Source organism: Burkholderia crassaminum (assembly GCF_964265005.1).
Lineage (GTDB): Bacteria > Pseudomonadota > Gammaproteobacteria > Burkholderiales > Burkholderiaceae > Burkholderia.
The window spans coordinates 3,459,610-3,482,987 of the sequence record NZ_OZ183800.1 but is presented as its reverse complement, the minus strand read 5'-3'; the positions used below and the strand labels follow the sequence as shown (position 1 = coordinate 3,482,987).

Below are 23,378 nucleotides of genomic sequence, written 5' to 3'. Positions count from 1 at the left end.
TCTTGGGTAGACGCCGCAGCCACGGGAGGCATGACATATGTCGGGTCAGCCGTCCATGATCGAGAATCATCTGCCAGCAGCATTACCGGCAGAAGATCTGGCGCATGTTTCGAAGCAGCTTGCGTTGGTTGACATGCCGTTGGGAAAGGTGCTGTACGAGTCGGATGGCGCAAACAGCCGTATGCAATTGGTATCACTCGATCGATCAACCACTCTGCCGATGGCTCCTGCCCAGCCTCGATCGCCTGCCATCGAGTGAGCTGAAAATGACGCAGGAGCTGATCGCCAATATGCTCGGTGTCCGACGGTCGGGCGTGACGGAAGCTGCGCTGACACATCAGGATGCCGGACTGATCCGGTACAACTATGGGCACATCGAGGTATCGGATCGCTCCGGGCTCGAGAGGCGTGTGTGCGAATGCTACGGCTTGGTCCGGCGAGAATTCGACCGCCTGCTCCGTGATTTGAACGCCTTTAGAAGCGGCACGGATGCCAGCCCAGCATCCATGCCATCCCTTCCGTACGGCAACGTACCGACTTCAGACGCTCGCACGCGCAGGCTGACACATGACGCACAGACTGCGGATCGGCCGCAGCCGTCATCGAGATGGAAACGCCGTGATTGAAGTGGGCTGTCGCGATCCGTATCGCGTGCGCAGTTTTATCTCGATTCGAGCAGCGCGAGCCAATCAATGACGAAACCGGGGTTGTGGAAGGAGCATGTTGATGAACGATTACCCGACGCGGGAAAAAAATGCGAAGGACGGGCAACAAGAACAGGCGGAGGCACGCGCGACCGACGACGGAATGCCCGTGGTTCAGCCTGAGCGGCAGAGAGGCCATGCTCATTCATGGAAAGCCGTTACATCCAAGAAACGTATTTCCGATGCAAGGAAACGTCTGGGCATGGGCCTTCTGCCGAACCTATAACGTAGGCGTAGCAAAACTCCTCGCTCTCAAACAGAACGTGGAGCCGCCCCAGCAAGGCGGAACTCGAAGCCGGCCAAGCGCCGGCTTTTTACTTTGGCGGGTCGTTCGTTGCGATAAACGGCCCATGCATCACTTTCCCGCACCGGTGAAGCGACGCAACCCGGGAAGATGAATCCGCTGAGTCGCGTTCCGTAGCTACGCCAAGACAAGTTCGCGGCAGGAGGACTGCAACGCTGGTACGCCAATTCCTTCTGTACACTCGGCCACCAACGCTTCGCGGCTCATATGACGCGATTTCGCCACTGCATCGATCTTTTCGACGAGCTGCTTAGGAAGGCATAGCAAGACCGCCACCGAACACGACGTCGGCCGAGCAATATCGATGAACCTCCAGATTCCCTCGCCGTCGTCGATGAACGACGCCTGCAATGCCGCCATGTCCGTTGTAGGAAACGGAATGAGGCGCGCGCATTGGTCATACAGTTCATTGACCCGGTCGTTTGCGGTGTTTGCCAATTCGCTGTATGTGTTGCCCTCCACATGCGCGCCGGGAAAATCCGGCAGCCATCCGCGATAGCCTGGGCCTTCCTGTCGGGTGATAAAAATGGGGTATTCCACGATCAGCTCCGGGATTCCTGTGTGACGTCAATCATTGTTCTTCCCCGGGGCTGGGCGTGTCAGTACGCTAGAGAACGATCTCGAGGGATCTGACCTCATGCGGCAGGTTCGGATCCGGGTACGTCACCGTACAGATTTGCATCGCAATCCGGCGCATGTTCAGGGTGGGCGCCCAATCGCAGATGCCAAGGCGCCAGAGAGCAACCGGGCGAATATGTGTCGTGCTTCGTGACGCTTGCCGGAAGTCGGCATCACTGAATGGAGCGCCATCATGAACCCCGTCACACTATTTCTTTCCGCCGCTTTTCTGTTTGCCGCGCTAGCCGTCGGCGCCTTGGTCAATCCGTACCTCGCGTTACCCTTCTTCATCGTCGCCGTCCTTATCGCACTCTCCGTGAAAGTGGCCAATGTCTGGGAGAAGTTCGTAATCCTGCGCGTCGGGAAACTGCAGAGCGTCAAGGGTGCCGGTTTTTTTATGATTATCCCGATACTGGACAACGTTGTCGCGGTGATCGACGAACGGATTCAAACGACTGCGTTCAACGCACAGGAGGCGCTTACCAGGGATACAGTGCCGGTCAACGTCGACGCCATCATTTTCTGGCACGTACACGACGCTCGGAAAGCGGCACTCGCCATCACTGATTACCGGCAGGCCATCGATCGCGTCGCGCAAACCTCGCTGCGGGAGATGATCGGTTCATCGATGCTGGCCACGCTGCTCTCTGATCGGAAAGCTGCCGATGCACACCTCGCGGACGAGATCGGCAGGAAAACCGCAGATTGGGGTATCACGGTACGATCCGTGGAAACCCGAGACGTGGCGATCCCTGTCGCGCTGCAGGATTCGATGTCACGGCAGGCGCAAGCCGAACGCGAGAAGCAGGCGCGCGTGATACTCGGTTCCGCGGAGGCCGAAGTGGCGGAGAAATTCGTCGAAGCTTCGCGAGTCTATGAAAATCACCCGGCCGCACTTCAATTGCGGGCAATGAACATCATCTATGAAACGACGAAAGAGCGTGGGGCCACGATCCTGATTCCGAGTTCGATGGTGGACAGCTTGAACCCGGTGCTGGCGTTGGCCATTGCCGGGCATGACGTGACGGAGTCGACATCGCCGCCGACGCTCAAGACAGCGGCATAGCCACGCAGACAGCGCGTGTCGCGTGCCATTCGATGCGAATCGGCTGGCCCGCTCGCCCCGCGGCGAAGCGCGGAACGAGGAAACGCTGCGCAGATATGGGTCGGGTACGCCGGACGGCTGGCTCGAACGCCACGTCTATGCTCGCTATCCGAATCTCTGCGTCGGGCTGCTGGCCGTGATCGACGTCAGACCGTTCGGGCTGCCCGGCGTGTCGGCGCGGGCGATCCAGATGATGTGGATTCCGTTCCAATGCCAACCGGTGAATACGCGTGTACGTGGATAGGTATGAGGCTTTGCTCGATCTATGAGCGTGGTCACACGCATCGCGCGAGCAATTGCTGGTCCAGTTGAAAAATGGGTGCCGCGATGCGGAGCAAAGCGATGTCACCGCGATTGCCGATTTTTCGATACGCCTGCGCCGATATACCTGATCCCGGAACGCAGGTGACGCGCCATGCGGATTCGGCGCGCTACAACGCGAGTGGCGAGCGTGACCCTCTGGCGGTATCGGGAGCAACGCTGCACCACTACTTCACCTGACGATCGGAATCGGAATAGCGCCACTTGCTCGCATTGGAATCGATGCCGGCATAGTCGCGGGTACGCTTTTCAGCCCGTTCGATATCGGCTCGGGCCAGATTGTCGCGCTCCTTTTCTCGGGTTGCCTGATCATGTCGATCAGGCAATGTGCTTGGATAAGATTTCATAGACCACTCCGAAGTGAGGTGTGCTCGCGTAGCGAGGAGCCGCATCGAGTCAGATCGCCCGAACAGGATCGCGGTCAGATGCACGGGTGTTGAGCACAGGATGGGCGAGAGGGAAGGGGAAGTCGGTACGTTGCCGTGCAGTGGCTGCTGGAGCCGTTTCGGTCAGTCAAGCGGTGATGTGCTCAAAGGCTGCTTCCAGATGTCGGGCGGCCACCCAAAAGCGCGCTGCGCTACGACGCATAGATGACGCTCGGACCGGAGCCCGAAGCAGGAGCCCGCGATCAACCTGCGGATCATGAGTGCTGGATCAGCCGATGGCCAACCCATCGGGCGGTAGAACGGCGCGAGATGGCAGCGCTGATCACGCGGGTCCAGAAAGTGATCGGTGCTTCTCGGCAGGTGTTCACGAGGCGCGTGGCAATAACGATTGATTTCCCACTCGGCATGAAGCTGCCATATCCACGCCCGCCCAGGTTGATCGATCGAAGATGTACGTACCTCCAGCCGCGCCGCAATCGACGATTTTTCCGACTGGATGCCTTCGAAAACCGACCTCGTTTCGAACAAGCTGCCGAGCTCGCCGTCCGCAAGGAATGCGTACGTTGGTGCGGTCAGAGAGCGGCCAGTAACCGGAGTTGATGTTCGCTTTCGGCCCCGCGAACCAGGGCGTAGGCCCGCATCTCCATGCGCTCGAGGAGCGAAATGGATTCCGAGCCGGAGAAGTCGCTCCATGCGTCGTCAGCGATGGAGGTCGGCGTGCCGCGGGCTCTCGCGAACGCTCGCAGGAGAGGACTTGCGTTGCGGCGCAGGACATGGCGGTCAGCGTTCAGCACATACGGCGGACAGTCCGTGCGTAAGACGAGGTAGTACGGAATCGCATTGCGATCACTTTGCATGGTGGCGATACCCGTGAGGAGGAATGCGTGCGTTCAGCTTCTCGCGTCGCCATGGCCGACCGCTGCGTTTGACCGAACGAACAAGCATGCCGAAGGGTACGCTCCGCCTGTGACCATTGTTAAGAAACAACGACGGTCAAATTGCCTATCGACGAGGGCGCAACGCGCAGCCCGAACAAATCAGTCGATGCCAGACGCCAGCAGCTTTTTCACATGTCGATGACCGAAGCTCCGCTCACCTTTCCGTCGATGATGTCCTTTCCCTGCTGCCCGGCGGCACGCCTTGCCATACCGAAGTCGGAATATGCATGCGGCCGGTCCAGCCTGAAAATACGGCTCGCGGCGGAGGTCGCGATCGCGCCCGGGCGGCATATCCGTACCGCGATGTCATACCCTTCGGCGTAACGGGAATGCCCGTCAAAGCGACTGAATGTGCGGGCGAAGACGAGGGGATGAAGTTCGTACCCCTTGTAGAGAAGAAGCAGGTGTGTCGACATGTTGGCCACTCCACAGGGGGCGACTCGCTATACGTTCGAACGAGCTTTTCATTTCCGCCGCCGCAGCCGGCTCAGCAGCTCAAGCGCCACCGTGTCAACGTCGTTGCTGATCATTTCCGCTCGCAACAGCAGGCCGCCAACACGGGCGGCTGCGTCCCAACTATCTTCTGTCATTGCCTGATGGTTGCGTGCAAGCTGCTCGGCAAGGGCCAGGAGTGCCGCCATCCTTGGTGACTCGCCGGAAGTCCGGCGCTCCTCCCTCCCGGCGATGAGCCGGAACAGACCCAGGACCGATTCGGTAGTAACGGAGGGGATAGTCATTCGGACTTTATACGCCCTTTCGGTCCACCCCGCCGATATATTCGCGCTGGCCCCTGAACCTGCCTAGTACCGCCTCGCATACCCCTCGCGATACAGCGAGGCGCCGATCGACGTCAGCAGAGCGATCTCGTCCTCACTCAATCGACTCCATGCCTCCGCCAGCCAGCCAGCGAACTCGGCACACGCATGGTCCAGATCGGTGGCCGCCTTTCCGTCTGCGTTCACCCGCTCGAAGATCGTCATCACGTCATGCGGTGCCATGGTCGGCTCCTTGTGAGCTTCCAGCATAGTTGATCGGTTAAGGCGCTACGTGCGCCATACCATTGCTCGTATCGCCGAGCATCCCGTGAACCGCGTTGACCGGTTGCTGCCGCGGACCGTCGCGGATCAGCCTTGCTCCAATATCATGTGAGTGATTCGCCATATCAGTTCGTAATCCTTTGGGAACCGTTGGGCATGACCGGCGACATCGGATATCTGTGGCGGCTGCCACTCGGTTACTGGTTCGCATGTAGGTCGTGAACGCAGTGGGCAACCTGGAACAGGAGAGCTGCCTGCGGCGCTCGGAGGCGTACTCGCAGACTGAATGGCGGACGGAATGTCATTTAACCGATGTGGATTCGACCCGTCGATGCAACGAATTGATGAAATCGCCCAGCCGGTGTATCGAAGTCTCGCGTCTTTCGCGGACGCTCATTGAGCCGCCTGGTTACAGCGTTGAACTTGGCCTGCGAATTGGCCGGGAGATCGATCCCCTTGGGCGAATACCGTCTCAGGAGCCCATTTGTGTTTTCGTTCGAGCCACGTTGCCGCGGACTCTGCGGATCGCAAAAGTAGACCCTTATGTCAGTGGCCATGGTGAAGCGCATGTGATCATGCCATCTCTTTGCCTCGATCCCGGCGAGGCGCTGATTGCTCGGGTGGCTGGCGTGCCACCCGAAGTTCAATTCATCGGCACCGGGAGATCATCGACCAGATGCACGTCGAGCCATTCGAGCGCCCAGTTTTTCGCAAAGGCAATCGCATCCTCGCGCACGTCGAAGGCCGCCAGATCTCCGCTCAGTTGAACGTCGCACTCACTGCCGTCTGCGCGATTGATGCTGATCCGCGCGTGTGCCATGTATTCCCCGTCGGCCCTGCGCGGTGTCGGGTCGATATGGAGTCGGGTTGAGTCGAGCTGCATTTTCCTTCCTCCTTCAGTTGTTGCGGGGCCCTTGGCCACCGCAACGCGTTTCGTCGCGACCAGAACCGTCAAAGCTTGAGGAGCGCCATGATCTGGCCTGCTTCCTGGTCCGATTCGCAGGTCGCCATTCCGCCTTTGCGCAACAGCGCGCGGATCGAGAAAAACATCAGGAACGCATCCTCATCGATTTCATGACGCCGATCGAGAATGACGCCGTCCAACTCGGCACGCGCGTCAATCGGCAGGAGTTGCTCGATGACGCCGGCACCATCGTGTCGAATCCATTTCAACAGGTCTTTCCTGTTCATATCCAGCCTCCCGACGTTGCCGGCGCGCCATGCGCCAGGCGGGTTTGAGTCTGTGGCGGCGCCGCGGACGCAGAAGCAGGATGGACCGAGGAAGAGATCAGGACGCGTTATCCAACACGCTCATGTCCTGTAGACAGGCATCGATCAGGCGCTTCGCATACGCAATCGATCCGCGGCGCGTTCGCCCGCATTGCGCGGTATCGATGAGAGGCCCGATCACGTTCGGAGGGGGGGCGCCTTGAGTGGCGCGGGAATCGGTAGCGAGTCAGTCAACGAACCCATCCTACGCCCATTGGCGAACTTGTACAGTGAAAGTTCTGCGCGAACCGCCGCATGGCATGCGGCCCCGATTGGGTGCGGGACGCATCGGTTCAGCCACGTGTGAACAATCGCCGATACACGGGGAGAGGGTGCCTTGAGGGTATCGTCGAAATTTAAATTAGAAATTCGAAGCAACTCAAAACCATGGAGCCAGGATGCGCAGCCGGGGCGAGCCTCGTCGATCGCGGCGGCTTCTTGCGTTGCCACCCTTAACGTTCCGACCGAAACGGCTTGACAGGGTGTTTGGCCCCGCGTAGGGTGGGTCTCTGAAGCCTTCAAGAAGCGCGATTGCTGTTCATCACTGACCGCGGAACGCGGTATTCGTTGTCCTCTCCCTCCTTGATCCTTTTTCATGCCCCCTATCGGGGTGCATACGTTTGTCCAATATCAGGAAATTTCCATGGATACCGGTACCGTCAAGTGGTTCAACGACAGCAAGGGTTTTGGCTTCATCACGCCTGACAGTGGCGGCGATGATCTGTTCGCGCACTTCTCGGAGATTCGCGGCGATGGCTTCAAGACGCTGGCCGAAGGTCAAAAGGTCAGCTACGAGACAAAGCGCGGGCCCAAGGGTCTGCAGGCCTCGAACATCATTCCTCAGTAATCCACATCACTCGTCGGTCCTGTGTTCGGGATCGGCCACGCAGTCATCGGTCGAGGATCTTTCGCATCCGTCGCAGGCGCCCCCAGTCCTGCTGAGGCTACCGTTTAGCGTCGAAACGACCCGCACGGATATGCGCGAGCGAATCCCACGAGGAAGTATGTGGGGGAAGCCGCGCATTCGGTGGCGAACGATCGGACGGCTCGTTCATCGTGAATTCGCGATCGACGCACACGGAGGTAACTTTGACCAAGAGTCAGTTTCGCAACAAAAGACTACTTGCGAGACCACGGCGCTCCAAGGATTTGCCGTTGCTCGGCGTGGCGCTGAACTGGGTGCCACCAGCGGCACCCCCGGCGCCGGCCAAATCGAGCGGGAAGAAGCGCACCACCGAGACGCGATAACGAGACGCGTGAGCGCCCGGACGAGGTGCGGCCCGCGTGTCGCGTTGGTACGCGCCCCCCCACGCATGGGCATTTTTCGATATTTGCACTGAAACTGCGCTCTATCGGGGAGCGGAAGTCCACACACCGCTGCGATTGCCGCGCGTCACATTGATTGGAGAAAGTGATTTGGCAAAGGAAGAATTGCTGGAATTGGACGGCGTAGTGAATGAGGTGCTCCCGGACAGCAGGTTTCGCGTGACCTTGGAAAACGGCGCGGTCGTTGCGGCTTACGCATCGGGCCGCATGCGCAAGCACCGCATTCGTATTCTCGCTGGCGATCGGGTCAGGCTGGAGTTGTCGGTCTATGACCTGACCAAGGGGCGTATCAATTTCCGGCACAAAGACGAACGGGCTCCGCCCAGTGCGCCTCGAAACCGATTTGCTCGACGCTAAACGTATAGCGCCGAGACAGGATTGATTGCGCTCGTCTACACAATGCGTAGCCACAATCATCAGGAGTTCATCATGAGTATGCGTACCTATCGCGGATTCGAAATATATCCACTGATTTACCCTCACTTTCACGCAGGCGCCGGCCGTACTCACAACTACGAAGCCGGTTTTGACGCAGCGGTCAAGGTTTGCCGGCGCGGCACTGACACCACGCTGACCCGGAGCCTGACCTTCAAGCTTGTCGACGGTTCGCCGTTTGCCAGCGCCGGTGACGCACGCCGGGCTTCGCAACGTTACGCAGAATCCATCATCGACCGGAACCGGGGCGAACATTGGATGCTCGACGCAGTTCTTTGATACGGATCTCTGTTGTGCAGCAATGCATGGGAGCGCGCGTCAATCGGCGATGCGCGTCCCGATTTGAAATAACGCGAGCCGACGCCATGCTGCCGGTCAGCGGAAAACTCGCGTCGAAACACCGGCATTCCTTTCCGTCCCGTGCTCTCGAAGCAGATCGACGGACGAGCGGCCGCATGTGCGACTGGCGCGCTACGCGCTGATGGACGTCGCGTTGCCGCCGAGCGACGCTGCGTAGCGACCAACCCGCCGACGCAGATTCAATCGATTCCTTGCGCCTTTTCGTGCGTCTGGATTTGCTCTTCGAGCAAACCGTGCGCGAGCGCTCGGGCGGCGTCACGCGCCTCCACGTCCGTCGCAAAATCCCCTTCGGTCTGGTGTTGCTCAGAGGTGCCGGAATCCTCTCCGATGCGGTGCAGGTTGACGATTCCGCGATAGCGGCCAGACGTGGTCTGCATCACGCGAAGGCGTGCCACGTGCGTATGGGTCGTGCACACTTCATCATCCATGATGCCGTCCTTGCCAAGACCCTTGGCGCGACAACGACAAAGCAGACTTCACCCGCCCGCCTGCTTCCGTGTGTTTGGCTCCCGGTAAACTTCGGCAAGGCGGGGTTATTGCCGCCAGCGTGGAGAGGTCAATGTTTGCGGTGCATCCACCCCAGGTGATGGGAGTCCAACCACTGAACGACGTCCATACTGGAATGTTCGCTCTGGTAACGGCGCGCCAACGCGACTGCAACCACCGCGACCACCGCAAAACCAACCACCCAACCAATCATCGACTGAGTCATGACAGCCTCCTTGTGGAATGCAGCCATGACTGAATTCTAGGCGCTTTGGGAGAATGATTCCTGAGCCGTGCGCCACGCCGAGCGGACGAACCGCCTCCACATACACGATCCCGGGGAAAGTGCTCTCGACCTGCACCTGTTCGGTAGCGCCCCATATCCGAAGATCGGGTTCGCAAGCGATTAAGCAGGTCATAGGCTGGAAATAGTCGCGTCGGAGCGCGAACCTCTGCTGTTTCGGCACCAGGATGCCGGCAAACGCACGCTCGTGCGTCTTGCGACAGGCGGCGGTTGAGCCGCCGCCGGGCCAACAGGCGCCGTCGGATCGCTTGGACGTCACAGGCACCCAGACAGATCGCTTTCCTCGGATTGCCGGGCGATAGGGGCGCATGCTCGGTCGAATCCGAGATATCTGTCGCCATGCGTCAGGCGTCGACGCGGAAATCCTGTCGACGTATGAGCCGCCGTGAGACCTGACCGTTACGCGGCCCACACATCAAATGATCATGGAACTGTACTCGATGCGTGAAGCGCTCGAAGCCGAGGCGGCGAGCCCGGCAACGCAGCATGCATACCTGATACAGCCGCCGTTCGCGATGCCGTCCCAATTGTGCGCGATACCCGATGTCGAGGTCCGCAAACTACCGTTCGTTGTGTGCGAGCGGGTGCGAAATACACACTTTCGCTCGGGCATTCGAAGAGGTGGGGCAGGAACATGACACGGAACCACGTCCAAGCCGGTAAGCCCTGCATCCTGTTTTCTTTCGCCGAACATAGGTCGCGACGACGTGAGAGTAGCCGCCATTTTGCAGACCCGCTACGTATCCCGCCGCACCGGTCTCGGGCGAGGTACGTGGGCCAGCCGTGCGAGCGTCAGCATATCGAGATGTAAGGCGAGAGCAAACCGGCGAGCCGAAATGATTGGCGTGGTGCTATCCGGGTCTCGGAAGGACGCCATGAATTGATCGAAATTCGGGGGCAGGTCAAAACGATGGCCTCCTTTTTTCGGCCGCTCTCACCCTATTCGAACTGAAGCGGATCGCTCGACTCGCGGCCCGCTCCATGGCCTATTCCCGGGGATATCAGAATCGATGGCGAATGCCGATCATTGCCGCCGTGGTGCCGACACCCGGAGCCACTGGCTGACCATACTCAAGCGCCTGATTCATCGTGCCGCGGTTGTTGACGTAGCCTACGTCGGCGTAAACCAGCGTTGCCCTGGAAAAAATGTAGTCGGCTTCGAGTGCCACTTCAGTCGATCTGTTATCCGAATGATTCTTGTCCTTCATATAGTAGACGCCCGATGACAACAAAAACGCCGGCGTGAACTGATAGGCCAGACCGCCCGAAATCAGATCGTAGTTGGCGCTGCTCGAATTCGCAGGATTGCGTCCATTCGAGAAAGAAGCACTCACTGAAAAATCGCCTCGCGTATACAGCGCACTCAACGACATGAACCGGTTGTTCGCCAGCCCCGTGGCCACAGTAGTCGCGCCTGGATTGGTGTCATGGCCGTTGTAATAGATCGCCGCGAGCTTCAGTCCGAAGTTGTCGTACTGGACGACGGCCGATTCGCGTGCATTCCCCTGGATGCTGCCCGCCACGCCGCCAGGGGCATATTCGAGCGATACCGTGACGCCTGCCAGCTTGGGTGACACGTAGACGATCGCATTGCTGTCGTAGATCGAGCCTATCGCCGCGTTGGTGCTCGCCCCAACCCAGCCCGCCGCCGAATTCATTCCAACCAGCAGCGTCAGAATGCTGCCGAAATACTCTGCGTGGCGGGCATCCGTGTCGATGAGCGCCAAATACATGGGCGTGTACTGCCGCCCAACCTTGACGGTCCCGAACGGGCCAGACACGCCAACGAGGGCGAGCATGTTGAAAATCGACGTGGCGGCCACACCCGTATCGCCAAGGCCCATTTTTCCGGTTCCGGAGTCAAAGCCTCCCTGCAGTTGCATGATTGCATTGTAGCCACCGCCCAGGTCTTCGACGCCCTTCATACCCCAGAAGCTCGTGTATGTGCCGCCGTCCTTATAGCGGACGATGCTCCCCGTGTTCTTCGCTTTGGAGCTGAACGAAGCGGCGGAAGAGGTCTGCCACGTCAGCCCACCATCGATGATTCCATACAGCGTCACGGAGGACTGCGCGTGAGCGATGCCGCTCAGGAGCGTAAGCGCAACCGCTACTGTCAATTTCAGCTTCATATTGTCTCCTCTTTTATGAGTTTCGCCGGATTTGCGGAGTACACATCAGATCCGGTGTTAACCTTTGCCAAACAATTTCGAGTGCTAATCAATAAAGTGGTATATGCGGGGTAGTCGACATGATCAGGCGGTCAGCGCTTGAGGAGCCGGTGTGCCGTCAATCGCCGAGGTTCCGTCCGCGAAAGGAACGCCTTTCATACTCGGATCAACTTTCTCGGTGCCGCGGATCTTGCTCCAGGTGTGCTCGACCGATTCAATCAGCTTGAACGCCGTCGCGAGGAAGGTCGAACGCGGCAGACAGTTGCGCGTGTGGCTCGTGCGATGACGTACCGTCGCAACCGTTGATTCGATCGGATTCGTGGTCCGCATATGCTGCCGGTGCCCGGCAGGGCCATCGTAGAACGCAAGCAGTGCGTCCGGATCCTTCGTGAGCTTCGGGTACTGGGCCGCGTAAGCGTCGACAACGTGATCAGCGGAACACGTGGCGACTTGCGCACATAGGGTGGTGGTACGGTCGACGAGCGGGAGGGGCGCCCGCTCTTTCGAATCAGGATGCCGGGATGGTGGCCGGAGCGATCTCCAGCACCGTCGGCTCTGCGTTTTCGATCGACATACGCCGGACGGGCGCCTGTTGCGAAAAGTCGATCTTTTTCAAGTCGATCATTCGAAGCGTGGCGTCATCGTAGGTGCGATAGTAGTAGCGCAAGTTGACGTGATCGCGGAACACAGCCCATTGGGTCCAGTCACCTGGATTCGCGGCCGAATCCCGAGTCAAGCCCTTCGGTCTGTCCACGCGGTTCATCAGCTTTTGGGCCAGTACGAGTGCTTCCCTTGCGTCTTTGGGCGTCGTCGCGAAATTGAGCGCAAAGGCGGTTTGAATCAGACGTGACGGCGGCGTCGGGTCGCCTGGAATCCCGAGCAGACCCGAGCCATCACCGGTCTGCATTACCGAAACGCTGCTGATCTTCACCGGCTGCCGGTCGTTGGGCGAAAGATTGACGTAGTTTCGCAGGTTGGTCATCTGCCAATCATAGGGCGGCGAATTCGTCACCACCCCTGCTGCGTCGTCATACGTCGTAAGCTTGCCGCCCACCCACTCCAGGATCAGGCTCTTGCCCGACGCGTCGTGAATGACGTAATGAAGCGGAACATAGTGTTTACCGAATGCCGCGAGGGGCTCGCCCCATACGTGAATCTTCGGTAACGCCGCCTTGACCTCTTCGACGGAGCCGAACTGCGAGAGAATCCATGCGCCAAGGTGAACGTTGGACATCGCCGTCGCGCGGGCAGCATGGCCGATTTCTTCATAAGCAGCGTACCCGGGCAGATATAGTGCGCCGAAGCTTAGGCCCCTTTCGTTCATGCCGTCAGCGGGCACGTCCAGCTTGAGCACACTGATATAGACATAGCCGTACTTACCCGTCCACGCATCCCCTTGAGTCCCGTCCGGTGCCGGCGATTGGAGCCGCGCGCCGCGCGCGCGGACGACGAGCTGCGAATCCAGGGGAATGTTCAGTTCCATGCTGCGCGCAGTCAGCACGGAACCGTCTTTCGCGACCACCCGGGCGTCGGTGCAAGCCAGCGCAGACTGAAGCGCTGCGCCACCGAACGTCAGTGCGGAGATCGCGAAGAATACGATTTTCCTGATGGTGTTTTGTCTCATCTTCGTTCTCTTGATTTGTAGTCCATATTGACTGAATGATTCCAGTCCATGCCTTTGGCGCATGTGTGGTCCAACGAAATTCGTCGGGCTTCCTCGCGTCCGGTGCCGAAGACGGTACGGCTCCGGTTAGCCGGAGCGAGTTCGGACGGCTTCACCTTGCCGGTGTTCGTCGAAGGCTCGCTCCGGAAGAGAGTTTCAACCAACTGACGCGCCCCGCATAATGCATAATTCGCTCGCTATTTATGCGTTTCACGCCATGCTGGAACATTCGACGCTCGATCGTCGGCCTTTCTGTTCGACGCGCCCGGCATGCGGGATGCCGCAAAGCGATGGCGTGTGCCGCAGATATCGCTCTTCGCGGTTGGCGGGAGGATTCGGAGCTGTGTCGAAACAAGACCTGCGACTAGCCCGCGGTCTGTCACCAATTGCGAGGCTCTTGTGGAAATTGGGGGGGCGAATCGGTTTGGGTTGTCGGAGCAAAGCGAACTGATAACCCCCGGTGAGCAAGCCGAAGAGTCTGGAGGAGTTGTTCGGTGGGCGCCATTTTGATCGGAAGATCATCGCTTTGCGTGTTTGCTGGTACCCGCGCTGCAAGCTCGGCCTGCGTGATCTGGTCGTGATATTGGCTAAACAGGCGGCGTCGCTGGCTCGCACGGCGGTCCTGCGCTGGGTGAGGCATCCTACGGTCGAGTTCGTCAAACGCTGGAAGCAGCTTTGCTGCACCTGTGGGTCGTCCGCGGCGTGTCGACGAGACCCACCTGAAGATTCGTGGCAGGCGGGGCTACCTGTACCAGGCAGTGGGTCGGACTGGCGAGGCGGTGGACCTCATGCTCAGAGCAGATCCCGATGTGGCTGCGGATCGAATGTTGTTTCGTCCGATCGATAAGGTATCCTGCCTAGAGTAAACCTCTCAACCGGTTTACCTATTTGCATCAGAACCGTTCCGGCGGACTATTTTGAAAGGTGTGTAGAGTTCGGGCCTTGATCGAACTGGAATGCAGTTGGCCCATGATCGGTGCCTGAGAATCCTACGCGTCACTGGCGATTGCAGCTGAACTGGATTCTATGATCTGTATTGCCGCTTGTGCTGCGGGTGAACATGTGCGCCCAGCCAATTGCACCACACCCCGGCGAAGAAGGGAGTCGGAGTTGTTGAGCGAGGGTTTAAGCGAAGACCCGACGTCGATTAGCCGACCTGCATCCAGATCCGCACGCAGCCAGTCATACCAGGTGAATAACAAAGTATCTGTATTGACCGTCACTTCGCGAAGCAGGTTCGTATCGCCGCAGGACAGCGCGACAGGAAGGGGCGCGTGATCGTCGAGTCCACACATCTGTCTGAGAAGGGCGAGGACGTCGTCGGAGAACTGGACTGCGGCCCACGGATACGGAAGCAACCCGGAAGCAACGATCGGTTCCTTGCTCAAGACTAGCGGGTGTTGCGGCCTGCAGAAAATCGAAGCGCTCTGCGCACAGAGTGGGCGGACGCTGAACTTTGGATCACTGGCAAGCTGTCCCGGGAAGGCGACAAAGAACTCAATTCTCTCTTCTTCAAGTTGCTGCAACAGGATCGTCCAGTTCGCCGTTTCTATATTCAGCCTTAACTTGGGGTAGCGTCGAGTTAGATCAACGATGCTTCGCCGAAGAACGGAGTCCATCGCCAATGGACTGACTCCGAACGACAGATCTCCGGCTTCGACAAGACTGATCAAGCTCAATTCTCTTGCGATATCACCTGCCTCGGCCAGTAGCTTTTTGCTTCTGGTAGCCAGACGCCTTCCGACTAGGGTGAGCGTGACCGAACGGGTATCGCGATCGAAAAGCCTTGTACCGAATTCGGCTTCCAATGCTTGAATACTTCGACTGAAAGCCGTTTGAGATAGATGTGCCCGCTCCGCTGCTCGCGTGAAGCTAAGCTCCTCCGCAAGAAGAAGGAAGTGACTGAGGCGACGCAGATCCATTGTGACGTTTGATGCGTAGATTTCCGGCGAGCGATATATCCTACACGCCGGTGGCGGGCAGTTCAAATTCCTCCATGTGTGGGCGCGTAGATTCCCCCACTCCGCGAAGCAGGACGAGGTTGCTGATTTGCGCTCTCTCGCTTTGCACACAAGGGTTGCAGCCATTGGCGGCGAGCCAGCCCCGAGCGCGTTCCCGGACGGCTTCCGAGTGACTAAAAGAACGCCGTATCCCGCGCGTCGCACTGCGTCACGCGCTGTCTCGCACCGCCATCGCGAGCGGCATCATCGCCGGCCCGATGGCGGCGAGCAGTCGCTCCTTCGATACCCCGTCGCGGGATTGAACGGAAATGCCGTGCAACTGCGTCGCATAGAAATCGGCCAGCGCGTTGATGTCGGTGCCTCGCGCGAGCTGCCCCTGCTCGGCCGCGAGCTGCAAGCGCTCGGCGATCGATTGCGTGCGTGCGCGCCGATGGGCGGCCAGCCATTCCATGACCCCTTCGTTTTCGGCGGAGTAGTTGGTCGCGGCGGTGACCACCATGCAGCCGTGCGGCTGGCCGCGCCGGGTATAGGCGGCGACAGCATCACGCAGCATCCGTTCGACGGCCGCGCGGACATCGGTTTCCTCGCCGAGCGCACGATCGGCGAAGCCGCCTTCGTTTTGCTCGTAGAGCGCCACGGCCTCATGGAACAGGGCTTCCTTGCTGCCGAAGGCGGCATAGATGCGCGCTGACGCGATGCCCATCGCTTCGACCAGGTCGGCCATCGACGTGCCTTCGTAGCCGCGTCGCCAGAACGCCAGCATCGCGCGTTTCAGCGCCATGTCGCGATCAAATTCTCTCGGTCGTCCCGCCATGTTCCTTTCGTCCGTCGTCACATCGTGCGCCGATTTTATCGCGCGCCGTGTTGACACGCGCTGTTCCCGCATTCTATTCTTTGTCAATCGACAAATAATTGGAGTTGATCATGCGTACCCTCAAGGGCCCCAGTCTCCATCTCGCGCAGTTCGCCGACGAGGCGGCGCCGTTCAACAGCTTGCCGAATATCGCGCAATGGGCGGCCGGCGTCGGCTTCAAGGCGCTGCAGATTCCCGCGTGGGACGGCCGGCTGTTCGACGTGGAGACCGCTGCGGAAAGCCAGGCCTATTGCGATGACGTGAAGGGCATGCTGGCCGAACATGGGCTGGAGATCAGCGAACTGACCACGCACATCTTCGGGCAACTGGTCGCCGTGCATCCGGCGTACGACGCCATGTGCGACAACTTCGCGCCCGAGGCGGTGCGCGGCAACCCGGCCGCGCGCACGGCATGGGCGCTGGACCGGCTCGAGCTGGCGGCGCGAGCTTCACGCCGCCTGGGGTTGACCGACATGGGCACCTTTTCGGGCTCGTTCGCGTGGCCTTACCTGTTTCCGTTCCCGCAACGGCCTGCCGGCCTGATCGAGACGGCGTTCGACGAGCTGGCGCGCCGCTGGCGGCCGATTCTCGACGTCTGCGACGAAAACGGCGTCAACCTCTGCTATGAGATCCACCCGAGCGAGGACCTGCACGACGGCGTGAGTTTCGAGCGCTTCCATGCGCTGGTCGGCCAGCACGCGCGCTGCAAGATGCTGTTCGATCCCAGCCATTTCGTGCTGCAGCAGCTGGACTATCTGGCGTACATCGACATCTACCGCGACCACATCCGCATGTTCCATGTGAAGGATGCCGAATTTCTGCCTTCTGGGCGACAGGGCATCTACGGCGGTTACAGTTCGTGGCTCGAGCGGGCCGGCCGTTTCCGTTCGCTCGGCGACGGTCAGGTCGACTTCAAGGCGATTTTTTCGAAATTTGCTCAGTACGACTACGCAGGATGGGCCACCCTCGAGTGGGAATGCTGCCTCAAGGATCAGGAGGACGGTGCGCGTGAAGGCGTCGCGTTCATCAACGACCACATCATCCGGGTGACGGAGCGTGTCTTCGACGACTTCGCCGGCGCCGCGGTCGATCAACGGCAAATCCACGACATGCTCGGCATCGCCTGAGCCGCTTCCCCTCCCTCCACAGCCAGGAATAATCGATATGTCCGCTCAACTTAAGCCGTCGTCGGCCGACGCCCAAGGCTTTGCTCACCAATACGTACGCGTTGACGGCCAGCGCGTCCATTGCGTCACGGCCGGCGCGGGTACGCCGGTCCTGCTGATTCCGGGATGGCCGCAAACCTGGTACGCATGGCGTCATGTGATGCAGGCGCTCGCCGCGCACGGCTTCATGGCCGTCGCGGTCGATCCGCCCGGTACCGGCTATTCCGATCGGCCGCATGCGGGTTACGACACGGGGCACACGGCGGCGACATTGCATCGCGTGATGGCGCAGCTCGGCTTCGATGTGTACCAGGTGGCCGGCCACGACGTCGGCATGTGGGTGGCCTACGCGCTGGCGAGCGATCGGCCCGAGGCAGTGAAGTCGCTGGCGCTCACGGAAGCGGTGATCCCCGGGCTGGCACCCGCGCCGTCGATCTTCGCTCCGCCCGAAGAAAATATCTTCCTGTGGCATTTCATGTTCAACCAGCTGGCCGATCTGCCCGAGACGCTGATTGCGGGGCGCGAGCGGGCGTATCTGGAGTTCATGTTCAACCGCTGGTCGTTCCGGCGCGATTGTGTGGCCGTCGATGTGTATATCGACGCCTATGCGGCACCGGGCGGCTTGCGCGGCGGGTTCTCCTATTACCGTGCGATTCCCGAGACGATCCGGCAGAACCAGGAGCGGGCGCAGCGCAAGCTGACGATGCCCGTGCTCGCCATCGGTGCCGAACATGCCACCGGCGATGCGCCGCTGGTCACGATGCGCGACAACGCGACCGATCTGCAGGGCGCGGTCGTCCCGGCTTGCGGACACTTCATCATGGAAGAGGCACCCGACGCATTCATCGGCCACCTGCTGCCGTTCCTGGAGCGGAGCCGCTGAACATGCCGATCGACATCAACATCGCGTCATTGCTGGAGCAACTGGCCGTGGCCGAGGCGCCTGCGTCGCTGGACGCGTTGCGGCAGGCGACTGATACGGCACTGCGGGGCTGGCATGGACCGCTGGAAACGGTTGACCGTACGGAAACCTTTGAGGTGCCCACGCGCGACGGGCAGCAGATTCGCGTGCGGGCTTACTGGCCATCGGTCACGTCGGCGGGCGAGGCACGCCAGCCGGCGATCGTTTATGCACACGGCGGCGGGTGGTGCCTCGGCACACTCGAGCTCTACGACAATCCTTGCCGCGCGCTGGCCAACGCGACGCAATGCGTCGTGCTGTCGGTCGACTACCGGCTTGCGCCGGAGCACCGGTTTCCGGTGCCGCTGGAGGATTTCTGCGATGCGCTGGACTGGGTATGCCGCGAGGCGGCTGGCCTGGGGCTGGACCCGGCGCGCATCGCCGTCGGCGGCGACAGTGCCGGAGGAAACCTGGCGGCGGCTGCCTGTCTGGTCGCACGGGAGCGGGGCGGCCCGCCGATCGCGCATCAGCTGTTGCTGTACCCGCCGCTGGATGCGTCGATGAGCTCGACGTCCTATCGGACTTGCGGGCAGGGTTACTACCTGACGCAAGAGATCATGCGGTATTGCTTCGACATGTACCTGACCGATCCGGCCGACGGCGGGTCGCCCTGCGTGTCGCCGCTGCGGGCGGCTTCGCTCGAGGGGTTGCCACCGGCCACGTTGCTGGCGTGCGAGTACGATCCGGTGCGCGACGACGCGCACGCGTATGCGCAGCGATTGCGGGCGGCCGGTGTGCCGGTCGAGTTCGTCGTGCTGCCGGGGATGATCCATGCGTGCATCCATATGGCCGGCATGACGCCGGCAGCCCGCCAGGTGTTCGACGTGGCCGGCGCGCAGATGCGCCGGGCTTTCCAGCGGTGAGTGCATTGCCGAAGGGGATGGGCGACCTGCATGGACGGTTGTACGGTTCGGCGGTCGCGCGATATCCGGAACGCCGGCGCGTTTTCCATGATTTCGACGGACTGCCTGTTTGACCGGCCACGCAATCGGCGTATTGACGGCCGACTGCAGGTTGACTAGATTCTTCACATGAACGCACTTTTCGTCACGACTACGACCACCACCACGACCGCCAATGGCGGGCCGGGAGGAGGTTGCGCGTCGTAAGTCGGTGTGTCGAACCCACCCCAAGCCCCGCCGGAAACGGACGGGGCTTTTTTCATGCTCCGTTTGGCCGGCATCGAACGTCAGCGGAGAACATGATGGATGATTGCGATCGCCGAGCATCCGGCGACAGAGTCGACCCGTTTCACCAGAAGGACAACAAACCGGCCGCATGGCTCACCGGAATCGTGGCAGGCGTGCCGGCGTCGACGCGGGTCCTGCTGGTCTTCCAGTTCCTCGTGAATCTGTCGGTGTTCGGGTCGCTGCCGCTGCTTGCCGCGTTCCTGGACATGGAGCGCCATCTGGACGCGAGCAGCGTCGCCAGCGTGCTGACGGTGAATCTGCTGGCGAGCCGGCTGTTGCCGCTGGTGCTGGGTGCGTCGGCGGATCGCTTCAGCAGTCGTGTGCTGACCACACTCGGCCTGCTTTTCCGTGCGGCCGGGTTTGCCGGATTCGCATTTGCGCGGTCGCTGCCGGGCCTGTTGATGTGGGCGTGTGTGTCCGGGCTCGGGGCCGCGCTTTACGAAACGACCGCGTATTCGATCTTCGGCTCGCTCGATGGCGCCGTGCGTCCCAAGGTGTTCGCGCTGAACAACCTGGCGCTCAATCTCGGGGCGTTGATCGGCCCTGCGCTCCTGATCGTCGTGCCGAACACGAACGGGGCACTGCCGTTTCTGGTGAGCGGTGCGGTCTTCACGGCGCTCGCGCTGATCGCCCCTTGGATCGCGGGGCGAAGACGGCACAGCGCAGTCGACGCGCACCCGCTGCGCGGTGTGCTGGTCGCGTTTGGCGACAGGCGGTTTCGCCGGCTCTGTTGGGCGCTTGTGCCGTTCTGGACCGTGTATACGCAGATTTACGTATTCATCCCGTTGACCTTTTCGCATGGCGCACACGGCTATAACGGCGTGAGACCGTTCTACATCACGAATGCGCTGATGGGAATCGCCACCGCCTGGCTCGGCATGGGCTGGTTTCAGCGTACGCGCTGGCGATCGATGATGGTGATCGGGCATGCCGCGTTGTGCGGCTGTTTTGCGCTTGCGGCACTGCTCGTCGCCCGCGATCGGGGCGCAGATGCGTCGCTCGCGATCCTGATCGTGATCGCGATCGTCTTCACGTTGGGCGAAAGCCTGATTCTTCCCGCGTCGAACATCGCGCTCGCCGACCTGACGACGGACGGCAACACCGGCAGCTATTTCGGTGCGTCGGCGATTTCGTGGGCGATTGGCGGGATGCTCGGCAACTTCATCGGCAGCGCGGCCGCAGGCTGGACGACACTCGCGCCGGGATGGGTCATGTTCCTGGGGATCGCACTGACCGGCCTGCTCGCATTCCGCAGCCGGCGGCCGGAATAACCATGGGTGCGGTCGATGCCGCGTGAACTTACCCGTGCCTCCGAACCCGCGCCTTCGCACACTTGAACCAAAGCCGCATCGCACCGACCCCGCCCGCCACCGGAATCCGCGGCAACAGGAACGCATCGTCGGACGCATCGGCGCAACCGCGCCGGGTCGTCGTCGCGTTGCGGTAGCCGGCGGCGGCGACCTGATCGCGCACGCGCGGGTCCAGGTCGCCGTACGGGTAGCAGAACGATTCGACGGGCTGGCCGCTGTACGCTTCGAGCCGCCGTTTCGATTCGCTGATCTGAACCGCCGACACGTGGGCCGGCACGTGCGACAGCGCGACGTGATCGAGCGTATGCGAGCCGATCTCATGGCCGTGATCGCGCCAGGCGAGCATGTGCGCGCACGTCATGAGCGACGAACGTGCCGTATCGGCACCCGCATCCCAGTCGTTCTCGCCGCCGAACCGGCCGGCGACGAAGTAGCAGGTCGCGGTGAAGCCGAGCGCGTCCAGCACGGGCATCGCATGCGTCAGCACGTTGAGAAAGCCGTCGTCGAACGAAATGCCGAAGACTTTCCCGCTGCGCTCGCCGCGCAGGTAGGGCTGCAGTTCGCGCACGCTCAGGCCACGATAGCCGAGCCGCCGGAACAGCGTCATCTGGCGGCGGAACGCGTCGGGCGCGACGCTCAGGCCGCGCAGCCGGTCGGACGGCGGCGGCAGCGTGCGGATCTGGTGATACATCAGGATCGGGTAGCGCGTGGCGGACAGCAGCATGAGCGGGTCGCGAGATCAGGGAATTACGCGGCCTTGCGGAAAATCCGCAGGGTCTTGAAATCGCCGGTTTCGACGAAATCGGCATTCGCCGCCCATTGCTCGATGATCGGCTCGGCCTTCCGGTACGCCGACGAGCCCTTGTAGAACAACAGGTGGCCGTCGCGCGCGGTATGGCGTGCGAACAGGTCGAGCACTTCGGCGTCGGTCTTCGCACCGTAGCGGCTGTTCGTTTCGTCGCGGAACTCGCACAGATGGAACAGGGTGACGACGTCGAACGCGGGCAGCAGGTCCGTATTGCTCGTATAGATGTCGCCGAAATAGGCCAGATAGGTCTTGCTCACCTCCGGTTGCCGCGTGACGAGATCGACGTACGACTTGTATTCCTTCGGCGACGCCGTCACGCCGAAGACGGTGTTGTTCAGGTGCGGCCGCGCGCATTCCGTGCCGACATGGTGGTGGCCGCCGGTGCCGAAGTGATAGATGCGGATGCCGTTGAGGCGAACGGCTTCCAGCCATTCGACGAAGTGCACGTCGCACGGGCACTCCTGGGTGCGCAGGTCCCAGTACTTCTTCCAGATGTTCATTGCCATTAAACGGACCTCATGGATGTCACCCAACGATAGGGGTTGTGTCGAATCGATTTCTGATAGACGGACAACGTCGCATCGACGAACCGGTCGAACGAGAACTCGCGCTTGCCCTTCAGCCGCGCGCTGCGCCCCATCGCGCGCACGCACGCGGGTTCGCGCACGATCGCACGCAGGATGGCCTCGATCGCTTCGGGCTCGCGCGGCGGGACGACCCAGCCGTCCACGCCCGGCTCGACGTTCTCGGGCAGCCCGCCCACGCGCGTCACGATCGCGGGGCAGCCGAGCGACATCGCTTCGCGACACGCATACGACAAGCTCTCGTGGTACGACAGCACGAACGACACGTCGATGATCGAGAACGGCGTGCGCACATCGTCGAGGCGCCCGGTGAAAGCGGTGCGCGACGCCATGTGGTGCCGCGCGATCTGCTCGCGTTGCTCGCCGGACGGCTCCGCGCCGACCAGCAGCACGCGAAACCGCTCGCGCTCGTGTTCGGGCAGGCGGCCCAGCGCTGCGACGAGGTCCATCCAGCCTTTTTCCGGCGCGGTGCCGGCGCTGCTGCCCAGCACGATCGCGTCGGCGCCGGACGGCCCGAACAGCGCGATCTTGCGGCGGCGGATTTCGTCGCCGGCCAGTCGTTCCGCGGCCTGCCGGCGCACGCCGTGCTTGACGACCGTGACGTTGCCATACGGCGACCGGAGCGCGAGCATGCCCGCCACGTAGTCGCTGACCGCGATGGTGTGGTCGGTTGCCAGCCGGGCGCGCAGCACGTTGCCGAAGCTGTCGGCGCGATAGGTGTTGTGCTTGGTGAGCACGACCGCGGGCCGATACCGGCAGCCGAGCAGCGCGAGCATCACCTGCCGGTGATCGGCGGACCCGTTGACGTGGATGATGTCGAAGCGCTCGGCGACGATGCGCTGGCGCAGCCGGACGATTTCCTGGCACAGCCGGTTCCAGCGCGGCTTGAATTCCATGTCGAAGATGGTCACGTCGGGACTGTCCTCCAACAGTCGCGACAGGCGGCTGCCTTCCGGCGACGCGACGGTCACGCGATGATGCCGGCTCATCGCGGCGGCGAGGTCGCGGACGTAGGTATCCTGGCCGCCGCCGTAGTCGCCGTGGAAGTTGGTATACAGAATGTTCATCACGATGCCGCCTTTCCTCGATCATTCATTTGACAGGACTGCTGAGAAAATGAA

29 protein-coding genes and 4 pseudogenes are annotated in these 23,378 nt (G+C 61.2%); 14 read left to right on the top strand and 19 right to left on the bottom strand.

All coding sequences use genetic code 11. The annotated features are described in order from the left end of the window. Positions 1-55: 55 nt before the first annotated feature. The 3 genes and pseudogenes from ACPTTF_RS32715 to ACPTTF_RS32705 all read left to right on the top strand — a co-directional run bounded on the left by ACPTTF_RS32715 (position 56) and on the right by ACPTTF_RS32705 (position 930). Positions 56-259 (top strand): hypothetical protein, encoded by a 204-nt coding sequence (locus ACPTTF_RS32715; RefSeq protein ID WP_407062425.1) that lies wholly within the window; start codon positions 56-58, stop codon positions 257-259. Next, positions 162-467 (top strand): annotated as a pseudogene (locus ACPTTF_RS32710) (Crp/Fnr family transcriptional regulator); the annotation flags it as partial. The gene ACPTTF_RS32715 and the pseudogene ACPTTF_RS32710, both read left to right, overlap by 98 nt. Before the next feature lie 259 nt (positions 468-726). Further along, a complete protein-coding gene (locus ACPTTF_RS32705) occupies positions 727-930 on the top strand; it encodes a hypothetical protein (RefSeq protein WP_166955645.1) in 204 nt (67 codons plus the stop codon). 195 nt (positions 931-1,125) lie between these two features. Here the strand turns inward: ACPTTF_RS32705 and ACPTTF_RS32700 are convergent, their stop codons facing one another. After that, positions 1,126-1,548 (bottom strand): type II toxin-antitoxin system HicB family antitoxin, encoded by a 423-nt coding sequence (locus ACPTTF_RS32700; protein WP_166955643.1) that lies wholly within the window; start codon positions 1,546-1,548, stop codon positions 1,126-1,128. Between the two features lie 271 nt (positions 1,549-1,819). On the opposite strand from ACPTTF_RS32700, the gene ACPTTF_RS32695 reads away from it, so the two are divergent. The 3 genes and pseudogenes from ACPTTF_RS32695 to ACPTTF_RS32685 all read left to right on the top strand — a co-directional run bounded on the left by ACPTTF_RS32695 (position 1,820) and on the right by ACPTTF_RS32685 (position 3,123). Next, positions 1,820-2,692, top strand: coding sequence for a slipin family protein (locus ACPTTF_RS32695; RefSeq protein WP_166955641.1), 873 nt, complete (start codon positions 1,820-1,822; stop codon positions 2,690-2,692). Positions 2,693-2,750: 58 nt separating this feature from the next. Continuing rightward, positions 2,751-2,939: pseudogene (locus ACPTTF_RS32690) on the top strand (acyl-CoA desaturase); the annotation flags it as partial. An 88-nt stretch (positions 2,940-3,027) separates the two neighbouring features. Continuing rightward, positions 3,028-3,123 (top strand): hypothetical protein, encoded by a 96-nt coding sequence (locus tag ACPTTF_RS32685; RefSeq protein WP_423369772.1) that lies wholly within the window; start codon positions 3,028-3,030, stop codon positions 3,121-3,123. A gap of 96 nt (positions 3,124-3,219) precedes the next feature. Here the strand turns inward: ACPTTF_RS32685 and ACPTTF_RS32680 are convergent, their stop codons facing one another. The 8 genes and pseudogenes from ACPTTF_RS32680 to ACPTTF_RS32645 form a co-directional block, all read right to left on the bottom strand. Then, positions 3,220-3,399 carry a hypothetical protein gene (locus ACPTTF_RS32680; protein ID WP_166955639.1) on the bottom strand — a complete coding sequence of 60 codons (180 nt, stop codon included), beginning with the start codon at positions 3,397-3,399 and terminating at the stop codon, positions 3,220-3,222. Positions 3,400-4,010: 611 nt separating this feature from the next. Then, the gene (locus ACPTTF_RS32675) at positions 4,011-4,295 is read right to left on the bottom strand and encodes a hypothetical protein (RefSeq protein ID WP_423369771.1); all 285 of its coding nucleotides are present in this window, start codon (positions 4,293-4,295) and stop codon (positions 4,011-4,013) included. 209 nt (positions 4,296-4,504) lie between these two features. Continuing rightward, on the bottom strand, positions 4,505-4,792 hold the full coding sequence (locus ACPTTF_RS32670; RefSeq protein ID WP_423369770.1) for a hypothetical protein: 288 nt from the start codon (positions 4,790-4,792) through the stop codon (positions 4,505-4,507). Positions 4,793-4,840: 48 nt separating this feature from the next. Next, positions 4,841-5,017: a hypothetical protein gene (locus ACPTTF_RS32665; RefSeq protein WP_423369769.1), complete on the bottom strand. Its 177-nt coding sequence runs from the start codon at positions 5,015-5,017 to the stop codon at positions 4,841-4,843. Between the two features lie 159 nt (positions 5,018-5,176). Continuing rightward, positions 5,177-5,374, bottom strand: coding sequence for a hypothetical protein (locus ACPTTF_RS32660; protein ID WP_423369768.1), 198 nt, complete (start codon positions 5,372-5,374; stop codon positions 5,177-5,179). A 344-nt stretch (positions 5,375-5,718) separates the two neighbouring features. Further along, a pseudogene (locus ACPTTF_RS32655) lies at positions 5,719-6,010 on the bottom strand (IS30 family transposase); the annotation flags it as partial. Between the two features lie 46 nt (positions 6,011-6,056). Next, a complete protein-coding gene (locus ACPTTF_RS32650; protein WP_423369767.1) occupies positions 6,057-6,296 on the bottom strand; it encodes a hypothetical protein in 240 nt (79 codons plus the stop codon). 68 nt (positions 6,297-6,364) lie between these two features. Then, complete coding sequence (locus ACPTTF_RS32645) at positions 6,365-6,604, bottom strand: hypothetical protein (protein ID WP_423369766.1); 240 nt, start codon at positions 6,602-6,604, stop codon at positions 6,365-6,367. A gap of 721 nt (positions 6,605-7,325) precedes the next feature. Between ACPTTF_RS32645 and ACPTTF_RS32640 the strand changes: the two genes are divergently transcribed. The 3 genes from ACPTTF_RS32640 to ACPTTF_RS32630 all read left to right on the top strand — a co-directional run bounded on the left by ACPTTF_RS32640 (position 7,326) and on the right by ACPTTF_RS32630 (position 8,722). Then, complete coding sequence (locus ACPTTF_RS32640) at positions 7,326-7,529, top strand: cold-shock protein (protein WP_166955623.1); 204 nt, start codon at positions 7,326-7,328, stop codon at positions 7,527-7,529. A gap of 569 nt (positions 7,530-8,098) precedes the next feature. Then, positions 8,099-8,365 (top strand): translation initiation factor IF-1, encoded by a 267-nt coding sequence (infA, locus tag ACPTTF_RS32635; RefSeq protein ID WP_423369765.1) that lies wholly within the window; start codon positions 8,099-8,101, stop codon positions 8,363-8,365. A 72-nt stretch (positions 8,366-8,437) separates the two neighbouring features. Continuing rightward, positions 8,438-8,722 (top strand): hypothetical protein, encoded by a 285-nt coding sequence (locus ACPTTF_RS32630; RefSeq protein WP_166955618.1) that lies wholly within the window; start codon positions 8,438-8,440, stop codon positions 8,720-8,722. A 260-nt stretch (positions 8,723-8,982) separates the two neighbouring features. On the opposite strand, the gene ACPTTF_RS32625 is transcribed toward ACPTTF_RS32630, so the two are convergent. The 5 genes and pseudogenes from ACPTTF_RS32625 to ACPTTF_RS32605 form a co-directional block, all read right to left on the bottom strand. Next, a complete protein-coding gene (locus ACPTTF_RS32625) occupies positions 8,983-9,231 on the bottom strand; it encodes a hypothetical protein (protein WP_243771605.1) in 249 nt (82 codons plus the stop codon). A 128-nt stretch (positions 9,232-9,359) separates the two neighbouring features. Further along, complete coding sequence (locus tag ACPTTF_RS32620) at positions 9,360-9,542, bottom strand: hypothetical protein (RefSeq protein ID WP_423369764.1); 183 nt, start codon at positions 9,540-9,542, stop codon at positions 9,360-9,362. 1,052 nt (positions 9,543-10,594) lie between these two features. Next, positions 10,595-11,722, bottom strand: a complete 1,128-nt coding sequence (locus tag ACPTTF_RS32615) for a porin (protein ID WP_423369763.1) — start codon at positions 11,720-11,722, stop codon at positions 10,595-10,597. A 123-nt stretch (positions 11,723-11,845) separates the two neighbouring features. After that, positions 11,846-12,157 (bottom strand): annotated as a pseudogene (locus tag ACPTTF_RS32610) (IS256 family transposase); the annotation flags it as partial. Between the two features lie 112 nt (positions 12,158-12,269). Then, positions 12,270-13,385, bottom strand: a complete 1,116-nt coding sequence (locus ACPTTF_RS32605) for a linear amide C-N hydrolase (protein ID WP_423369762.1) — start codon at positions 13,383-13,385, stop codon at positions 12,270-12,272. A gap of 725 nt (positions 13,386-14,110) precedes the next feature. Between ACPTTF_RS32605 and ACPTTF_RS32600 the strand changes: the two genes are divergently transcribed. Further along, positions 14,111-14,290, top strand: coding sequence for a DDE-type integrase/transposase/recombinase (locus ACPTTF_RS32600; protein WP_423369761.1), 180 nt, complete (start codon positions 14,111-14,113; stop codon positions 14,288-14,290). Between the two features lie 123 nt (positions 14,291-14,413). On the opposite strand, the gene ACPTTF_RS32595 is transcribed toward ACPTTF_RS32600, so the two are convergent. Both ACPTTF_RS32595 and ACPTTF_RS32590 read right to left on the bottom strand, forming a co-directional pair. After that, positions 14,414-15,346: a LysR family transcriptional regulator gene (locus ACPTTF_RS32595; protein WP_423369760.1), complete on the bottom strand. Its 933-nt coding sequence runs from the start codon at positions 15,344-15,346 to the stop codon at positions 14,414-14,416. 247 nt (positions 15,347-15,593) lie between these two features. Then, complete coding sequence (locus tag ACPTTF_RS32590; protein ID WP_423369926.1) at positions 15,594-16,199, bottom strand: TetR/AcrR family transcriptional regulator; 606 nt, start codon at positions 16,197-16,199, stop codon at positions 15,594-15,596. A gap of 110 nt (positions 16,200-16,309) precedes the next feature. On the opposite strand from ACPTTF_RS32590, the gene ACPTTF_RS32585 reads away from it, so the two are divergent. From ACPTTF_RS32585 to ACPTTF_RS32570, 4 genes are all read left to right on the top strand, one after another. Then, on the top strand, positions 16,310-17,365 hold the full coding sequence (locus ACPTTF_RS32585) for a sugar phosphate isomerase/epimerase family protein (protein ID WP_423369925.1): 1,056 nt from the start codon (positions 16,310-16,312) through the stop codon (positions 17,363-17,365). Between the two features lie 37 nt (positions 17,366-17,402). Further along, complete coding sequence (locus tag ACPTTF_RS32580; protein WP_423369759.1) at positions 17,403-18,287, top strand: alpha/beta fold hydrolase; 885 nt, start codon at positions 17,403-17,405, stop codon at positions 18,285-18,287. 2 nt (positions 18,288-18,289) lie between these two features. Further along, the gene (locus ACPTTF_RS32575; RefSeq protein WP_423369758.1) at positions 18,290-19,228 is read left to right on the top strand and encodes an alpha/beta hydrolase; all 939 of its coding nucleotides are present in this window, start codon (positions 18,290-18,292) and stop codon (positions 19,226-19,228) included. Positions 19,229-19,569: 341 nt separating this feature from the next. Beyond that, entirely contained in the window at positions 19,570-20,826 is a 1,257-nt protein-coding gene (locus ACPTTF_RS32570; RefSeq protein WP_423369757.1) for an MFS transporter, read from the top strand. 28 nt (positions 20,827-20,854) lie between these two features. Here ACPTTF_RS32570 and ACPTTF_RS32565 read toward each other — a convergent pair whose 3' ends face one another. From ACPTTF_RS32565 to ACPTTF_RS32555, 3 genes are read right to left on the bottom strand one after another with little or no spacing between them, the layout of a single operon-like run. Continuing rightward, positions 20,855-21,589 (bottom strand): polysaccharide deacetylase family protein, encoded by a 735-nt coding sequence (locus ACPTTF_RS32565; protein WP_423369756.1) that lies wholly within the window; start codon positions 21,587-21,589, stop codon positions 20,855-20,857. Positions 21,590-21,612: 23 nt separating this feature from the next. Continuing rightward, positions 21,613-22,179: a hypothetical protein gene (locus tag ACPTTF_RS32560; RefSeq protein ID WP_243771604.1), complete on the bottom strand. Its 567-nt coding sequence runs from the start codon at positions 22,177-22,179 to the stop codon at positions 21,613-21,615. Then, the gene (locus tag ACPTTF_RS32555; RefSeq protein WP_423369924.1) at positions 22,179-23,324 is read right to left on the bottom strand and encodes a glycosyltransferase; all 1,146 of its coding nucleotides are present in this window, start codon (positions 23,322-23,324) and stop codon (positions 22,179-22,181) included. The genes ACPTTF_RS32560 and ACPTTF_RS32555 overlap by 1 nt, the downstream gene beginning before the upstream one ends. Positions 23,325-23,378: the final 54 nt, after the last annotated feature.

Bases quoted from the DNA above. Each gene is read 5' to 3' on its own strand.
- ACPTTF_RS32715 (WP_407062425.1), top strand. From the start codon at position 56: ATGATCGAGAATCATCTGCCAGCAGCATTACCGGCAGAAGATCTGGCG.
- ACPTTF_RS32705 (WP_166955645.1), top strand. From the start codon at position 727: ATGAACGATTACCCGACGCGGGAAAAAAATGCGAAGGACGGGCAACAA.
- ACPTTF_RS32695 (WP_166955641.1), top strand. From the start codon at position 1,820: ATGAACCCCGTCACACTATTTCTTTCCGCCGCTTTTCTGTTTGCCGCG.
- ACPTTF_RS32680 (WP_166955639.1), bottom strand. From the start codon at position 3,399: ATGAAATCTTATCCAAGCACATTGCCTGATCGACATGATCAGGCAACC.
- ACPTTF_RS32675 (WP_423369771.1), bottom strand. From the start codon at position 4,295: ATGCAAAGTGATCGCAATGCGATTCCGTACTACCTCGTCTTACGCACG.
- ACPTTF_RS32670 (WP_423369770.1), bottom strand. From the start codon at position 4,792: ATGTCGACACACCTGCTTCTTCTCTACAAGGGGTACGAACTTCATCCC.
- ACPTTF_RS32665 (WP_423369769.1), bottom strand. From the start codon at position 5,017: ATGGCGGCACTCCTGGCCCTTGCCGAGCAGCTTGCACGCAACCATCAG.
- ACPTTF_RS32660 (WP_423369768.1), bottom strand. From the start codon at position 5,374: ATGGCACCGCATGACGTGATGACGATCTTCGAGCGGGTGAACGCAGAC.
- ACPTTF_RS32650 (WP_423369767.1), bottom strand. From the start codon at position 6,296: ATGCAGCTCGACTCAACCCGACTCCATATCGACCCGACACCGCGCAGG.
- ACPTTF_RS32645 (WP_423369766.1), bottom strand. From the start codon at position 6,604: ATGAACAGGAAAGACCTGTTGAAATGGATTCGACACGATGGTGCCGGC.
- ACPTTF_RS32640 (WP_166955623.1), top strand. From the start codon at position 7,326: ATGGATACCGGTACCGTCAAGTGGTTCAACGACAGCAAGGGTTTTGGC.
- ACPTTF_RS32630 (WP_166955618.1), top strand. From the start codon at position 8,438: ATGAGTATGCGTACCTATCGCGGATTCGAAATATATCCACTGATTTAC.
- ACPTTF_RS32625 (WP_243771605.1), bottom strand. From the start codon at position 9,231: ATGGATGATGAAGTGTGCACGACCCATACGCACGTGGCACGCCTTCGC.
- ACPTTF_RS32620 (WP_423369764.1), bottom strand. From the start codon at position 9,542: ATGGCTGCATTCCACAAGGAGGCTGTCATGACTCAGTCGATGATTGGT.
- ACPTTF_RS32615 (WP_423369763.1), bottom strand. From the start codon at position 11,722: ATGAAGCTGAAATTGACAGTAGCGGTTGCGCTTACGCTCCTGAGCGGC.
- ACPTTF_RS32605 (WP_423369762.1), bottom strand. From the start codon at position 13,385: ATGAGACAAAACACCATCAGGAAAATCGTATTCTTCGCGATCTCCGCA.
- ACPTTF_RS32595 (WP_423369760.1), bottom strand. From the start codon at position 15,346: ATGGATCTGCGTCGCCTCAGTCACTTCCTTCTTCTTGCGGAGGAGCTT.
- ACPTTF_RS32590 (WP_423369926.1), bottom strand. From the start codon at position 16,199: ATGGCGGGACGACCGAGAGAATTTGATCGCGACATGGCGCTGAAACGC.
- ACPTTF_RS32585 (WP_423369925.1), top strand. From the start codon at position 16,310: ATGCGTACCCTCAAGGGCCCCAGTCTCCATCTCGCGCAGTTCGCCGAC.
- ACPTTF_RS32580 (WP_423369759.1), top strand. From the start codon at position 17,403: ATGTCCGCTCAACTTAAGCCGTCGTCGGCCGACGCCCAAGGCTTTGCT.
- ACPTTF_RS32575 (WP_423369758.1), top strand. From the start codon at position 18,290: ATGCCGATCGACATCAACATCGCGTCATTGCTGGAGCAACTGGCCGTG.
- ACPTTF_RS32570 (WP_423369757.1), top strand. From the start codon at position 19,570: ATGGATGATTGCGATCGCCGAGCATCCGGCGACAGAGTCGACCCGTTT.
- ACPTTF_RS32565 (WP_423369756.1), bottom strand. From the start codon at position 21,589: ATGCTGCTGTCCGCCACGCGCTACCCGATCCTGATGTATCACCAGATC.
- ACPTTF_RS32560 (WP_243771604.1), bottom strand. From the start codon at position 22,179: ATGGCAATGAACATCTGGAAGAAGTACTGGGACCTGCGCACCCAGGAG.
- ACPTTF_RS32555 (WP_423369924.1), bottom strand. From the start codon at position 23,324: ATGAACATTCTGTATACCAACTTCCACGGCGACTACGGCGGCGGCCAG.